Origin of the sequence: Ferruginibacter paludis (assembly GCF_030409685.1) — a bacterium.
Lineage (GTDB): Bacteria > Bacteroidota > Bacteroidia > Chitinophagales > Chitinophagaceae > Ferruginibacter > Ferruginibacter paludis.
Genome location: NZ_JAUFQJ010000007.1, coordinates 397,905 through 413,463, shown reverse-complemented (window position 1 = coordinate 413,463; position 15,559 = coordinate 397,905). Strand labels below are relative to the sequence as shown.

12 protein-coding genes and 1 pseudogene are annotated in these 15,559 nt (G+C 40.5%); 4 read left to right on the top strand and 9 right to left on the bottom strand.

Annotated elements, in window-relative coordinates:
* Positions 1-22: 22 nt before the first annotated feature.
* The 4 genes from QWZ08_RS15140 to QWZ08_RS15125 are packed head-to-tail and all read right to left on the bottom strand — an operon-like array spanning position 23 to position 4,036.
* Positions 23-1,000: an AAA family ATPase gene (locus QWZ08_RS15140; protein ID WP_290338303.1), complete on the bottom strand. Its 978-nt coding sequence runs from the start codon at positions 998-1,000 to the stop codon at positions 23-25.
* Entirely contained in the window at positions 1,000-2,208 is a 1,209-nt protein-coding gene (locus QWZ08_RS15135) for a DUF4350 domain-containing protein (RefSeq protein ID WP_290338302.1), read from the bottom strand. The genes QWZ08_RS15140 and QWZ08_RS15135 overlap by 1 nt, the downstream gene beginning before the upstream one ends.
* Before the next feature lie 3 nt (positions 2,209-2,211).
* Positions 2,212-3,021 carry a DUF4129 domain-containing protein gene (locus QWZ08_RS15130; RefSeq protein ID WP_290338301.1) on the bottom strand — a complete coding sequence of 270 codons (810 nt, stop codon included), beginning with the start codon at positions 3,019-3,021 and terminating at the stop codon, positions 2,212-2,214.
* A complete protein-coding gene (locus QWZ08_RS15125) occupies positions 3,008-4,036 on the bottom strand; it encodes a stage II sporulation protein M (RefSeq protein WP_290338300.1) in 1,029 nt (342 codons plus the stop codon). Before QWZ08_RS15125 ends, QWZ08_RS15130 begins: the two co-directional genes overlap by 14 nt.
* A gap of 162 nt (positions 4,037-4,198) precedes the next feature.
* On the opposite strand from QWZ08_RS15125, the gene QWZ08_RS15120 reads away from it, so the two are divergent.
* Together QWZ08_RS15120 and QWZ08_RS15115 are read left to right on the top strand one after the other, a co-directional pair.
* The gene (locus tag QWZ08_RS15120; RefSeq protein ID WP_290338299.1) at positions 4,199-4,975 is read left to right on the top strand and encodes an RDD family protein; all 777 of its coding nucleotides are present in this window, start codon (positions 4,199-4,201) and stop codon (positions 4,973-4,975) included.
* Positions 4,976-5,062: 87 nt separating this feature from the next.
* Positions 5,063-8,098: a M43 family zinc metalloprotease gene (locus tag QWZ08_RS15115; RefSeq protein ID WP_290338298.1), complete on the top strand. Its 3,036-nt coding sequence runs from the start codon at positions 5,063-5,065 to the stop codon at positions 8,096-8,098.
* Positions 8,099-8,185: 87 nt separating this feature from the next.
* Here the strand turns inward: QWZ08_RS15115 and QWZ08_RS15110 are convergent, their stop codons facing one another.
* Positions 8,186-8,641, bottom strand: coding sequence for a hypothetical protein (locus QWZ08_RS15110; RefSeq protein WP_290338297.1), 456 nt, complete (start codon positions 8,639-8,641; stop codon positions 8,186-8,188).
* Between the two features lie 100 nt (positions 8,642-8,741).
* Positions 8,742-10,220, bottom strand: coding sequence for a proline--tRNA ligase (gene proS / locus QWZ08_RS15105; RefSeq protein ID WP_290338296.1), 1,479 nt, complete (start codon positions 10,218-10,220; stop codon positions 8,742-8,744).
* Between the two features lie 238 nt (positions 10,221-10,458).
* Between proS and QWZ08_RS15100 the strand changes: the two genes are divergently transcribed.
* Both QWZ08_RS15100 and QWZ08_RS15095 read left to right on the top strand, forming a co-directional pair.
* The gene (locus QWZ08_RS15100; RefSeq protein ID WP_290338295.1) at positions 10,459-11,211 is read left to right on the top strand and encodes a hypothetical protein; all 753 of its coding nucleotides are present in this window, start codon (positions 10,459-10,461) and stop codon (positions 11,209-11,211) included.
* Between the two features lie 71 nt (positions 11,212-11,282).
* Positions 11,283-12,830: an OmpP1/FadL family transporter gene (locus tag QWZ08_RS15095; protein ID WP_290338294.1), complete on the top strand. Its 1,548-nt coding sequence runs from the start codon at positions 11,283-11,285 to the stop codon at positions 12,828-12,830.
* Between the two features lie 111 nt (positions 12,831-12,941).
* On the opposite strand, the gene QWZ08_RS15090 is transcribed toward QWZ08_RS15095, so the two are convergent.
* The 3 genes and pseudogenes from QWZ08_RS15090 to miaA all read right to left on the bottom strand — a co-directional run bounded on the left by QWZ08_RS15090 (position 12,942) and on the right by miaA (position 15,431).
* Positions 12,942-13,370 (bottom strand): response regulator, encoded by a 429-nt coding sequence (locus tag QWZ08_RS15090; RefSeq protein ID WP_290338293.1) that lies wholly within the window; start codon positions 13,368-13,370, stop codon positions 12,942-12,944.
* A pseudogene (locus QWZ08_RS28220) lies at positions 13,336-13,584 on the bottom strand (ATP-binding protein); the annotation flags it as partial. The pseudogene QWZ08_RS28220 and the gene QWZ08_RS15090, both read right to left, overlap by 35 nt.
* Positions 13,585-14,531: 947 nt before the next feature.
* Positions 14,532-15,431 carry a tRNA (adenosine(37)-N6)-dimethylallyltransferase MiaA gene (miaA, locus tag QWZ08_RS15085; protein WP_290338292.1) on the bottom strand — a complete coding sequence of 300 codons (900 nt, stop codon included), beginning with the start codon at positions 15,429-15,431 and terminating at the stop codon, positions 14,532-14,534.
* Positions 15,432-15,559 lie beyond the last annotated feature (128 nt).

Sequence of the window (15,559 nt, the reverse complement as noted above, 5' to 3'; positions counted from 1 at the left end):
GAAGCGTAAGCCTAATCCATTTTTATCTTGGAACCTCAATTGATTTCAGCATATTTTCAATCAAATCATCTGCGGTTACACCTTCCATTTCTTTTTCAGGTGTAAGAATAATACGGTGCCTTAAAACCGGCGAAGCCATCTCCACAATATCCTCCGGTGTTACAAAATCTCTTCCTTTAATGGCAGCACTTGCCTTTGAAGCCCTTAAAATTGCCAATGAGGCCCGTGGCGATGCACCAAGGTATAATGCAGGATTGTTACGGGTTTCAATCACAATCCTGGCAATAAATTCTATCAGCCTCGGCTCAACCACAATAGATTGGATAAGCGCCCGGTATTCATGAATTTCTTTTACAGAAACTATTTTATTTACCTGGCCAAGCAACTCCAGTTGCGTATTGCCATGCTGGTTATTAAGTATGCCAATCTCTTCGTGGAGGTTAGGGTATTGTACGTCTATTTTAAAAATAAACCTGTCCAGCTGTGCTTCCGGCAAACGATAAGTGCCCTCCTGCTCCACCGGGTTTTGTGTTGCCATGATGATAAAGGGGAAACGCATTTCGTGTGTTACCCCATCGACGGTTACTTGCCTTTCTTCCATTACCTCAAACAATGCTGCCTGTGTTTTGGCAGGAGCCCTGTTGATTTCATCAATCAAAATAATATTACTAAAAACGGGCCCCGGCTTAAAATAAAAATCCCCTTCCTTCGGATTAAAAACGGACGTACCAACCACGTCACTCGGCATCAGGTCGGGTGTAAACTGTATGCGGCTAAAATCCACATCGATGATTTTTGCCATCAGTTTTGCAGTAAGGGTTTTTGCAACTCCGGGTACGCCTTCTATTAAAATATGCCCGTCGCACAACAAACCAATCATCAGCAGATCTAACATTTTATACTGGCCTACAATTACTTTTCCTATCTCGTTGCGAATATTCTGCATTTGCTGGTTAAGTGCAGAAAGATCGGTCCGCTGCTGAAACACTTCTTCTTCCATTATTGATTTTTTTTATAAAAAATATCGATTTTCCTGTTTAATAATAATAATTGTTCATCGCTTATTTCTGGCGCTTCCTGCAACTCGCTGATCAGTTTAAAAAGCCCTTCAGTTGTTTCTTTCGGCACATCACTTTTCCTGCTAAGGCTGGTTATAAAATCATCGGTCACATGACTGGTATTTAAAAAATATTGTTTGCGGATATGCTCCTGGAAATACATGATCATCTTTGCTGCAATATTGTGGTTATCTCTTTTTTGCAGGTACAGGCGACCGATTGTTTCAGTAAAGGCTACCGTGGTATTAACATTGGGCGGTATTGCTTCAACTATTCGCTGGCGACGCTTTCCTCCAAATAAAATATAGAGCAGCAATAGAGATAATACAAGCCAGAATGCACCAGCCGTTGCCGGATACTGCAGCAACAACTGAAATGCATTTTTACTGTCTTTAGCAGAGGGCCGGTTTCTTTTATTATAGTAGTCGTCCCAGTAAATATGATCCGGTGTTCTGCTAACAAAAGTGAAAAGATTTTGCAGGTAAAAATAATTTTGCTTCTGCAATAAAAAATAGTTGCTAAGTGCCCTTGGCTCACAATGCAGGTAAACGCGGCCACGGCCATAGAAAATCTCAACATAATTTGCTTCGCCCTTTTCATTTGTGCCCAATACATTGGTGACTGTTGAATCGTATCGGGCAAAATGATTCGTGAAGGGATAATAAAAATAGGTATATGGCACAATGTTATAATAAGAGCCGGAATCCATTCTTACAGCAGTGTAGCGCATGTTTTCCAGGTAATCCATCTTAACCAGCGAGTGTGCTACTTTACAACCCAGGCTATCCATTAAAGTGCTGTCAATGTTTTCACTGCTTATAAATAACGTATTGCCATTGCTTACATAATTCAGCATAGCTTTTTGGGCGGCTTCAGACAGGTATAAATTTTTGCTTACCGAAATATAAAGGGCTGCTGTATCTGTTATGTCCTGCCAGGAAGCTTCAAAACTTTGCTTTTGTACATAAAAATTATTATGGTAAAATACCTGTTGCAACTGGTTAAAAGCAATATACCCGCCAAAAGGATTTTTATCTTTTTTTGAAAATGTTTCTTTCAGATTGGGCAGCGTTTTTTTGTCGGGCGTGCAGGAGCTCACAGACCAGGTGAGTGCTGCAAAAAGGGTACAATATAAAACTGCTATTCTCAATACTTAAAGCTGGCTGTTAAACTGTTTAAAATTATTTTGAATTCTGCCAAACAATATTTCGTCCAGTTCAAACCCCCCATACCAGGCATATTCATATTGCAACGTTAGTGCTGCAAATTCGTTTTTGTAAGGCTGGTTAAAAACTTCACGGATATACTGCGAATTTGTTTTAGCCGGGGCAAATGTAATGACGTCTTTAATCGCCAGCTTTTGCAGTGTTTGCAGGTAATTGCAGCGAACAGCCATCCGGTAATTTTTATCAGCTATTGCTTCATTGATTAGTTTGGAATAATCGGCCGCTGCAAAATTTTCTTCCGGCTTTTCAATAATTGCCGTGACTTTACTTGTGTAAGAATTACGCTGAAAAAAACCTTCGGTAAAAAAAAGTTTATGCAAAACAAAGCCAACAAAAAGCACCGCCAGTGTCCAGAAAAATACTTTTACAATTGGTGAAAAGAAAAATTTTTCCAGCCATGAAGTACTATGCACCGCTACTGGTTCAGATGTCTGTCGCTTTTTCTGCAAGGCTATCAATAAGCTGTCTAAGTTTTTAGCGTAGCTGAAAGAAGATGCATTTTTTAACGCTTCAGCAGAATCTGCCGCGGCAGCTAGCTGGCGATCGTACAACAGGGAATCTGAATTGGTATCAGGAACTTGACTATTTTTTGTATCAATCTTCATCGACCTCGTCACTATGGAATCTGTAGTCAATGAAGCTGAATCTCTGTAAACATATTCACTGTCCTGAGCCGCCACTTTAAAACAGCAAAAAACAATCAGCAAAAAAGAGGTTAAAAATTTACTGCACTTCATGTTGGCCTAAAGTCATTTTATTAAAATCATTTTGTTGAAGTGCATTGTTCTTGTTATGCAGGCGAATAGGGTAAAGTACAAAGTACCAGAGAATAAACGACAACGACAAGAATAAAATAATGCCACTACCCCATACCGGCAAACCTATATTGTTCTCTTTGTCAAATGTATTGCTCATTAAATGTGTTACATAACTTTCAAAAAAGGCGGCGACAATAAAAACCGGTACCAGAATGATCATAATTTTCAGGGCATCCTTTACCGCAGTTTTAAAAGAATTTTTTCTTGAATAGGTGCCCGGAAAAAGAATGCCCTGCGCTATAATAAAACCGGCTGTAGAAGCGATCACAAACGCAAGTATTTCCAGCGTACCATGTACCCAAATCACCATCACCGATTTTAAGCCAAGCCCCTTTGCAAAAAACATGTATTGAAAACAGCCCAGCATTAAACCATTTTGCCACATCATATACAACGTAACAACACCCGCACAGAGGCCGCCTGCCACCATCATTAAAGCAACAAAACTATTGTTCATCGCAATATAAACAAACATGGTAAAGGGGTTATCACTCTTATAAACCCCGAAAGGATCTCCTTTAGCAATATTGTCTTCAGTAGCGTCTACATAACCATCTGACAATACGCCACGGATAAATGATTCATCTTTAATAGAACCGAAGACGCCAATCAAAACAAACAGTAAAAAAATCACAAACGTAAACAGTAGTGTCCGGTGGTATTTTTTAAACAGCAATGGCAATTCAAATTTCCAGAACGTAAAAATGCGGTTATACTTTTCCTTCTTATTCTGATAAATACTTTGGTAAATGCCGGCAGCAATGCCATTGATCCAGCGGGTAAGTTTGCTGTTGGGATAAAATGTTTTTGCGTAGGAAAGATCATCCACGAGTGTAATAAAACGCTCGGCGGTTTCATCGGGGTCATCGGTTTTAGAACGCTGATAGGTATTCCATTTATCTACGTTCTTCTTTATAAACATTCCTTCACGCATTTGATAAAAGTAAGAAATTATGTTATAAAAATAATTATTGTTAAAGCCGGCTGCCATTCATTTAAAAAGATGCGAAAACCATCCAACCGGATTCGCTGAAATATCAGAGCTGATTTTTTAGGATATTTTTTTGTATGTAAACTTAAATAGGTAATTTGTAACATGTCCGTAATACAAATAGCTACGCCATTTAACATTGATATTGAATTTGAAATTGCTGAATTTCATAAACGCATCCTGGCCTACCTCGTTGATTTTTTTCTGCTGATATTGTACATGTTCAGTATGCTTTATTTACTCTTCGGCGGTTTCAGAATTGGCGAAGGTGGTATTGGTCTCGCCATGATTGTACTGGTTATTCCGACCATTTTTTATAGCCCTGTAAGTGAAATTTTGTTAAACGGGCAAAGTGCAGGAAAAAAACTGATGAAGATAAAAGTGGTTAGCCTGGATGGAGGAGAACCAGAATTAAGTCAATACCTGCTAAGATGGTTTTTACGCTTTTACGAATGGGGATTCATCATTTTTACACTTTTTTGGTTAAACCCTTTTACAGGATTGGTATGGCTTTTTATCGGAGGATTAACCTCCATAGTTATAATCGGCGTCTCGCCCAAAAGTCAGCGGCTGGGCGATATTGTAGCCGGAACTGTAGTGGTAAATACCCACACGGCCCTAACGGTGGATGATACTATTTTTATGGAAATCAATCACGCAAATTACTCCGTAAAATTTCCTGAAGTAATGCGGCTGAGCGACCGGGATATCAATACAATAAAAAATGTGCTAAGGCAGACTGCAAAAACAAATCAGTACGATATGTGTAACCGCGTTGCTATGAAGGTGCAAACGGTGCTTAAAGTGTCCACCGACATGTACGCCAATGATTTTTTAGAAAAAATACTGGAAGATTATAACTATTTATCTACTAAAGAATAGTAAGATTTCAACTGTAAAATAGCTTCTTTTTTTGCCAATAGCAGTAACTTGCCTGCAATTCATTTTTTACCTGACAACTGAAAATTTATGAACCGTTTTTACAAACTGGCTGTGGCATTTTTTTTACTTACCCCCTGTAAAGAAACTGCTGCACAGCGGCTGCAGCCACCAGGTATTGAGAAGAAAATAGTTCGTTGTTATACAACTGAAGTAATTAATGAGTTTAGAAAAAAACATCCCAACGCTGAAACCGATGCTCAGTTTGAACGCTGGCTAAACAAAAAAATACGGGATAGAAAAGCGCAGCGGGCACAGGTTATCAATTATACCATTCCCATCATCTTTCACATCATAAGTAAAGGCAACGCTGATGACATTGGCGCAACCGCCATCAACGAACAGGTGTTACAACTAAATAAAGATTTTGCCAATCTTTCAAACAGTCAGTATGCGGCAGCCGCTACCACGGGCATTCAGTTTGTGCTGGCGAAGAATGATACATTGGGCAGTCCGCTCACGGAACCCGGGATACAACGTGTTAACAGCTCATTGAAAGGTTGGACAGATTATGCGGTTGCGGGCTGGACAGCCGGCTATATTGATACTATTGTAAAATCCGCCACTGTATGGCCTCCTGATAAGTATTTTAATGTATGGGTTATACCAAGCATAGTTAACAGTTCATCCACTTTGCTCGGCTACTCTACTTTTCCTGTAAGCTCCGGCTTGGCTGGCATATCCAGTAGCGAAACTAATATTACAGCGGGAGTAGTAGTGCAGACTGGCACCATTGGCAGCACTTTTTTACCGAAGGGATGCGGCGGTTATGGGCTGGGTAAAACCTTAACGCACGAAAGCGGCCACTTTTTTGGCTTGAGGCATATTTGGGGTGATGCCAACTGTGGCAATGATTTTTGTGGCGATACACCGGTGCATTTTACCAGCAACAGTGGCGTACCAACTCACCCGAAAAGTAACAGTTGCGGCACGGCCGATGAGATGTTCGAAAATTATATGGACTACAGTGACGATATCGTTTTAAATACCTTCACCAGTAACCAGGCAGACAGAATGCAAACAGTGATGCTTAATAGTCCGAGACGGGTAACGCTCGCTACTTCGCCCGCCGGTGCTGTAACCGTTACTGCAAGCAATAAAGTGTCTTTTATCAATTGTTCAGGTGCGCAAAAAATTACAGAAACTGGTATTACTACGAGTTACCCGAGATACAGGGATGTAGACCTGACGCTAAATGTTGAAGACAAGGCAACCGGACCTGCAACAGTGACTATAACAACCGCCGGCACCGCCCTGAATAATTTTCATTACCAGCTGCTAACCCCCACCTCAACTTTTGCTTCAGGCGATAATTTTAAAGATATTAAAATCAGGATTTTTGATAATGCAGAAATAGACGGCGATAAAACAATTGTTGTTGGATACAGCATCACAAGCGGTACCGGTGTTTCCTCCGGAAGCAGTGCGCAATCGATTACCATTACCATCAAAGATGATGATAACCAACAATACGGCAGCAATGTAGTCGCACTGCTAAATGAAGATTTCGGTAGTTCCGGCGGAACAACTCCTGCGGGCTGGCTGGCTGGTTCATTTAAATCACCTGCGGGCTTTAATACGTGGAAGGTAGGATCAAATGGAGGCGCAGGCATTACCGGCCAGGCGCTGTATGTTACCAATGATAAAGTGCTGAAACCGTTGGCTTACTCGCCAGATTCCACTTCAGATGCAGTCGCCATCTCGCCGCTAATCCATGCCACAGGGTACAGCAGTTCTGCTTTGTCATTTACTTACAAATGTAACGGCGAAGCAGATTCCAATGGCACTTATGATTATGGCCTGCTGATGTACTCTTATAACAACGCCTCCTTTTTTCCCTTAAGCGATGGGGCTGGCAACGTCTACACTTTCCAGGGAGATACGGCCGCCACAGGTTCCGGCAATATTGTATTACCACCCGCTTTGGTAGACACCTCATTTACCATTGGCTTCAGATGGATTAATGATGACAATACGGGCAATAATCCTCCGTTTTTAGTAGATGATGTAAAAGTAACGGCTACGCCATACCCTATTGAAACTAGTGTTAGCAGCAGTTATGGTTTCAATATAAGAAGTGGTACTGCTTCCAATAATTTTAAAAGTACCAATGGCAATGCCATTGTGTTTATAAAGAACACCAGTACAAACCTTACGGATGTTACGGCACAAATAACGCAGGCAGGCAGTGGAACAACCGGTTTGGTAACAACAGGCGGTGCTTTTGTACGCACGCAAAAAGTTTTCCAGGTAAGCCCGGCCGTAGCCAATACTACCACTACTTACCAGGCCACTTTTTATTTCACCGAAGCCGAACTGGCCGCCTGGGGGGCAGGGAAACTCAACCTGAAAATTTTGAAAGTTAAAGATGGTGTTGACCTCAACTCTACTTTAAACGCAAGTAATGCCGAATTGATAGCCCCTGTTGTTTTTGAAGACGCAGCAGCGGGTTACATTACATACACCGGCAATTTCACCGGCTTTTCCCAGTTTATGCTGGTATCTCCTGCCACTGCGTTACCGGTAACACTAAACAACTTTGTGGCCACACCAAGGCAAAAAGACATTGCTTTATCCTGGACTACCGAACTGGAAATTAATAACCTGGGATTTATGGTTGAGAGAAGTTTGGATGGGACCAATTTTAAGCAGATAGGCTGGGTAAAGGGCAACAGCACCACCTCAATTTTGTCGAAGTATGCCTATACTGATCATTATGTTCAGCCCGGTATTTTATACTATTACCGAGTACGGCAGGTGGATATGGATAACCAACAGCAGTACTCCATCATTCGCAATGCACGTATTAATCCATCCGCAGCGGTTGCTTTAACCATTAGCCCTAATCCTGCAAAAGATGTTCTCAATCTTTTTATATCAGGAACAGGTAACGAGGCTAGTGTTGAATTGATCAATACTCTCGGTCAAAAAATAGTACAGAAAAATAAAGTCAACGCATCTTCGGGCATCTATCAATTGGCATTGAAAGGCATTGCCAGGGGGATTTACACCATAGTAGTTCACCTGCCTGAAGGAGTGTATACCGCAAAAGCAATCGTTGAATAATTCGCAGTTTCTACTAAATAAAAGACATAAAAATTCCGGCATGTACAGTGCCGGAATTTTGGTATTGTTTGTATGACGACGATATTGTCAACGTCCGAGCATTGCCGCAATAATGCCGCCTATTAAAGCCAGCAACAAAATAACAAGGTATAGAATGGTAACGATTCCTGCAAAACGGTAAAAATTTTTAAGATTTAAAAATGATACATTCAATGTTTCCTGGTCGTTCGCCTTCAGGGCAATTTGCATTTTTACACTAAATTTAAAAAGGAATAAAGACATAAAAAACGCGATAGCTGCTACAAAAAGATAAATTAGTGTAATCATCCACCCGGCCATTACTGCCATTGGCTTACCTCCGGGCAGGGTAGACAAACTGTTAAATATATTGCCGATAATAATCGCACCAACTGCAATCAGTACACTTAAAAAAAAACCGGTAATGGCTAAAAATTTAGTCCACATCGCCGTTTCTTTCAGGTGGCTTTGGGATATATTGTCAATCATTAATTCGTTCTCCAGCAGGTTGTGTTCAGTATCCATAAATGGGGGTTAAAATGGCTACTAATTTAAACTTTCACAGGCAGTAAAACAACAGGCACTGAAAATTTCAGTGCCTGCATAACAATGGCTGTTCCTTGCTTTAATACGCTCTCGCAAATAAAACCCGCTGGCTGCTTTTATTACCCGTTAAAATACATTTACCATCTTCCATTTTGTTATCCAGGGGAATACAGCGGATGGTAGCTTTTGTAAGTTCCTTTATTTTTTCTTCTGTTTCGGGCGTTCCATCCCAGTGAGCCGCTATAAATCCTGTCTTTGTATCCAGCAGCTGAATAAACTCATCCCAGTTATCCGCATTGGTAATGTGTTCATCCCTGAAACCTTTGGCCTTATTATAGATTGCAGATTGAATGTCCGCTAATAATTTAATGATATTTTCAGCCAGCCCGTCAATGCTCATGCTAGCCTTTTCTTTTGTATCCCTTCTTGCAACTTCAACAACATTGCTGGCAATGTCCCTGGCCCCGATTGCAATGCGAACTGGTACGCCCTTCATTTCATATTCAGCAAATTTCCATCCAGGCCGGTTGTTGTCATTATCATCATATTTAACTTTTATTCCGGCAGCTTTCAATTGCTGCTGCAATACTTTTACCTTATCGTCAATCAGATTTTTTTGTTCTGCTCCTTTAAAAATTGGTACAATCACTACTTGTATAGGGGCTAATTTGGGTGGCAAAACCAGTCCCTGGTCATCACTGTGCGCCATTACAAGGGCGCCAATCAGGCGGGTGCTTACTCCCCAGCTGGTCGCCCAAACATAATCAAGTTTGTTTTCTTTATCAGCAAATTTTACGTCAAAAGCTTTCGCAAAGTTTTGCCCTAAAAAATGAGAAGTTCCTGCCTGTAATGCCTTACCGTCCTGCATCAGGGCTTCAATACAATAAGTATCTTCAGCACCTGCAAACCGTTCATTGGCAGATTTAATGCCTTTGATTACCGGCATCGCCATAAACTCTTCTGCAAAGGTGGCGTATACATTCAGCATCTGCACTGTTTCATCCACTGCTTCATCCCTGGTTGCGTGCGCCGTATGCCCCTCCTGCCACAAAAATTCTGCTGTGCGTAAAAACAAACGGGTACGCATTTCCCATCTTACCACATTAGCCCACTGATTGATCAGCAATGGCAAATCGCGGTAAGATTGAATCCATCCTTTGTAAGTGTTCCAAATAATTGCTTCACTGGTTGGTCTTACCACCAGTTCCTCATCCAGCTTTGCCTCCGGATCAACAATTAGCTTCCCCTTATTATCCGGATCGGTTTTCAACCTGTAATGGGTTACAACCGCACATTCTTTAGCAAATCCTTCTGCGTTTTTTTCTTCTGCCTCAAATAAACTTTTGGGAACAAACAGCGGAAAGTAAGCATTTTCGTGGCCAGTATCCTTAAACATCTTATCCAGCTGATCCCGCATATTTTCCCATATAGCATAGCCGTAGGGCTTGATCACCATACAGCCCCGGACAGCACTGTAATCCGCCAGTCCACCTTTTAATATCAAATCATTGTACCATTGAGAATAATCCTCTTCCCTGCTTGTAATTTCTTTGCTCATTTATTGTAAATTATTATTTTAATCCTAAGAAAAAAGTTGAAAAGACCTTCTTATCCACTGAAACAACACAACTTATATATAAACCATAATCATTTTCTTTTAGCACATATTTAACAGCGCAATGCCACAATGTTGCATTATATTTATATTGCCATTTGAGAGGTTACTGTTTCCTTTGTTGTTAATAAACCGCACAAAAATAGTAACTTCACTTTACAATAATTTTAAACAAATTATCATGAAAACGAAACTTTTACTTTTAGCTGTTTCTGCCGCTGCCTTCAGCAGTTGCACTACTATGTATAAATCCGGCCAAACACCAGATGATGTTTATTATTCTCCTGCCCGTAATTATGGTGAAGCGGTTGCCGTAGCTAAACGCCCTCCCGCCGAAGAACCTGTTTACAATTATAGCGGCGAAGACAGGGTGATCCTGATGGGTATCAATGATTACAGGTGGAGATACTTGAATAATGATTATGCTTACAGTCCGTACTCATACTACGATAATTACAGCTCTTATAACCGGCATGGTTATTACAACAATTATGGCGGCTATTCCAATAATTATGGCAATTTTTACAGCCCCTACTACAGTGATTTATACAGTAATTATTATTACAATCCGTACTATAGCCCTTACCCGGTTTACATTACACCAGCAAGTTCGATAAAAAACACAACACCAAGAGTAACTAACCTTAACGGCTATACGCATCATTATAATAATAACAATGCTTCGTTTGCGGTTCCCAACAACGTGCCTGTTAGAAGTTATAACAATACCAATGCAAGAACGAGTGCTTTGGGCAATGTTTTAAACAAAGTACTTGCACCGGCAAACAGTAACAACAGCTACAATAATACCACCAACAGAACCACTACGACGACAGAAAGAACCTACACGCCTCCACCTGCCAGCAGCAGCAGTTCATCATCTGGCAGCAGTTCATCCGGCGGGGGTGGAGGAAGAATTACAAGACCTAATTAATATCGCAATACGACTTGCGTTAAAACATATTTTTGCCGGCTTTACCACCAGCATACTAAAATAATTATGCCATGAAAAAATATCTACTCCTATCGCTATTGTTAACAGGTTATGGTTTGTATGCACAGATTCCGGAAGATGTATTAAGGTATTCGTTTTATCCTCAGAATGGTACTGCCCGTAACCTCGCTATTGGTGGAGCTATGGGTTCATTGGGCGGAGATATAACTGCTAACTTTGTGAACCCGGCAGGTTTAGGAAATTACAAAACAGGCGAGTTTGTTTTTACACCGGGGTTTTTCCTGAACAGCAATAATGTAAATTTCAGGGATACTAAATTAAAAAGTAGTAAAAACAATTTCAATTTTTTGGGTGGACCGATTGGCTTTGTGTTTGGAACCGGTGACAGGTATAAACCCAACACAAGCAAAGCATTCAGCCTGGCAGTTACGCAAACGGCTAATTACAACAATACGGTTCAATATTCCGGGTACAACAATTACAGTTCATTCAGTGAACAGTTTGCAGAGCAGGCGGTTAAAGGTTTAAGCAATGGCTCTGTGGAGGACGTACTCAATGACCCCCAATATGCTTATGGCGCTGCCCCCGCATTGTATACGTACCTGGTAGATACATTTAGCGGCAACAGGGTAAAAACCCAGCCGGAGTTTTTACTGGCTGATGGTAAGGCGCTCTTTCAGCAAAATACATTACAAACCAGTGGTGGCATGTATGAAGTGGCACTGGGGTATGCTGTAAATAAAAATGATAAACTTTTGATAGGAGGTAGCGTTGGCATCCCCATTATAAATTATAACAGTACATCAACCTTTAGGGAAACTGATACTTCATCTGATGCAAATAACAATTTTGGATATTTTAATTACACGGATCATTTTTCAACCAAAGGCGTCGGATTAAATTTAAAATTGGGCATCATTTTTAAGCCATCTGAATTTCTACGGCTGGGTTTTGCCGTGCACACGCCCAGTTATATATTTACCTTAAAAGATAAGCGCAACGTAGATCTTGAAGTAAATACTGAAAATTATAAAGGCGTTAGATCTGTGTCGTCAGAAATATTTACCAACAATGTTCCGGGTGAAAGCAATTATACTTTACTTACTCCCTGGAAGGCGATGGTGAGTGGCAGCTACGTGTTAAGAGGAGTGGAAAATGTAAAAGAACAAAAGGGTTTTATTACCGCAGATATTGAATATGTTCGTCATAGCGCTTCTTCGTTTTACAGTGCCAATCAAACGCCTGCTGCAGGAGAAGCCGAATATTATACCGCTCTAAATAAAGTGATAAGAAGTGAATACAAAGGCGCTTTTAATTTTCGTGCCGGTGGCGAATTGAAATTTAATGTAATTATGGCCCGGCTTGGATTTGCCTATTATACCAACCCTTATAAAGACCCCGCTTTAAAGGCCAACAGGATGCTGATAAGCGGAGGTGTTGGTTATAGAAATAAAGGCTTTTTTATTGACCTCACTTATGTCTATGCACTTAATAAGGATGTAAATTTTCCGTACAGGTTACAGGATAAAAGCAACACGTTTGCAAGTGTAAAAAATAATCGTGGCAATATTGTAGCAAGTGTTGGAATAAAATTTTAGCATCGTCAGACTGATGCCGGACAAAGACGCCCACTTAATTTAGTAGCTGTTTGTATAAGAATGCCCGCTTAACCACTGCCGGAGGATAGCTATATTATTGCTCAGTTAATATTATGCGGCCTTAAAATACTTCCTGATTATCCTTTCTATCATTTCTTTTGTAAGCGGTTTATTTTCAAAATCGGCTATCTCCGGAATATTTTCTGCCCGTTGCTTATCGTCGGGATTGAGGGAGGTTGTAAGCATAATGATGACTGGCTTGAGTGCGTGGCCATTGCTTATCTTTCTAAACTCGGTTAAAAATTCCCATCCATTCATACGCGGCATGTTGATGTCAAGAAAAACAAGATCAGGAGGAATAAAGTCGCCCTTTGAGCCAACTTCTTCTGTTGCTTTTTTAAGATAATTTAATGCTTTCATTCCGCTATCTGCTATCTCCAGGTGATGGGTACATTCCGCTTCTTCAATCAACATTGTACTTATAAAGTTAGTGGGCTCATCATCATCAATAACCAGGATGCAGCTCAGTTTTTTCTCCATTAAACTCTGTTTTTTCGGGTATAGTAAACAAAAATGTCCTCGCTTCTCCGGGTACGGATTCCATCCAGATTTTTCCGCCGTGCAACTCAACAATGTTTTTACAGTGAGTTGATCCAATACCTGCTCCCTGGTACAACGCACGTTCAGCCGATGAAAATGTCTGGTATCTTTTCACCATATTCCTTTCAACGCCGATACCATTCCTAATGAATGCAAATTTCCAGAAATCTTTTCTTTTTCAACAGTAATTTTTATAAGCGGTCCTATATCTTTTTCTTAGTTTTATTGCATTTACCAACCGGTTCTGAAACAGCAATTTAATCGCTGTAGAATATCCGTCAATAACCGGCAATGTTGATGCTTAATAGTGACATCTGCCTGAGTTGGGGTTCCATAATATCAGCTAAAGCATTTTTGCGGATCACATTAAAATCTACTTTTCCACATTTTGTTTCGAGCTAATTCTTAAAAATCCAATAAATCTGTTATCAAAATTCGTATTCTTCCCACCGCGCCGGCGATAAAATTAAGGTATTTATCTGCTTTTTCATACAATTTTCCGTTGTCTGCGTCTGCAGCAACCCCATAAACCCAACAGTAGTCCGCAGGGTGGCTGTAAATCGTGTGATGCAACGCATGCATACTATTCAAGTTCTTTGTTTTTTCGAATGCCGGCCCGCCGTCCATCCAGCCTCCGTACTGCCTTTGAATTAGTTCAACGAACCCGGCTGTTGTACGCAGTGACCAATGCCATCGATATAATTGTTACTGATACTGGCAGGATCATTTGGATCGTTTTTATAAACAGTCGTTTTATAGCCATCATTTATTTAATCCTTCCCAACTGCCAAACGACATAAATCCGCGACTGCCCTGCGTTATACAAAGTATATTGTCCTGCGAAATTCCCCGGGCTCTTCCAATATGTTCAAAATGTAATTGCCTGCTTTGTGTAAATGCGACTAGATGGCTGATCTGTAAAAGAAAATATAAGAACAGTTTGGAGTTATTCATTTGTAACTGTAGCATACAGGAGTGGGCAATTGCTATTTATATCGCCTTACCCATTTTTCATCAGATATTAAGGCGGAAAATTACTGTAATGAAAGTTCGAGAAGTGTGAGAACGGGATAATTAAAGTGTAGTCAGATTTCTACTGAATTATTTAAGCAAGTTATTTATTCGAGGCAGTACATCATCGGCAGCAGGTTTACACCATTGAACGGTCGTATCTTTTTTAAACCAGGTCATCTGGCGTTTTGCGTACTGGCGGGTATTTATTTTAATGGCCTCTACAGCATCTTCCAGCGAAAGATCTCCAATCAGGTGTCCAATTAATTCTCTGTAGCCAACTGTCTGCAAGGCATTTAAATCCTTGAATGGCATCATTTTTTTCACTTCATCCAGCAGGCCTTGTTTCATCATTGCATCTACCCTGCAGTTGATTCTTTTAACCAACTCTTCGCGGGGTATTTCCAGCCCGATGGTAATGATATTAAAATCTCTTTTCTTTGACTGCTGCGTCTGAAATTCAATAATCGATTTGCCGGTTGACAACTTCACTTCCAATGCCCTCATTAAACGCTGGGGATTTTTTATTTCGCCTTTTTCAAAATACAGCGGATCTTTCTTTTCAACTTCTTTTTGCAGCCATTCCAGTCCTTCCCATTCGTAATCTGCAATAATTTGCTCCCGTACAGATGGCTTGATCACAGGTACTTCATCAATACCATGCGCAAATGTTTTTACGTATAAACCGGTGCCACCAACCATTACGGCAATATCATTTTTTTCAAAAATCTTTTTTGCCTTTGCAAGCGCATATTGTTCAAATACCGCAGTGTTAACGGTTTCATGGATGGAATGAGAACTGATGAAGTAATGCTTTACCAAAGCCAGTTCCTGCGCCGAAGGTTTGGCCACACCGATGTTCAACTCTTTAAAGCACTGGCGACTATCTGCAGAAATAATTTCAGTAGAAAAATGCTGTGCCAGTTGAACTGCCATTGCCGTTTTACCCACAGCGGTTGGGCCGACAATAATGATACAAGTCTTTTTCATTAATGAAATTATCCCTAACGGGAATTGATAATTTTCTAATTGATAATGGATAATTTTTCAACTCCAAAATCTATAAGTTATGGAATGAAGGCTTAAGAATTCATAGCATTCTGGTTGAAACATGATAA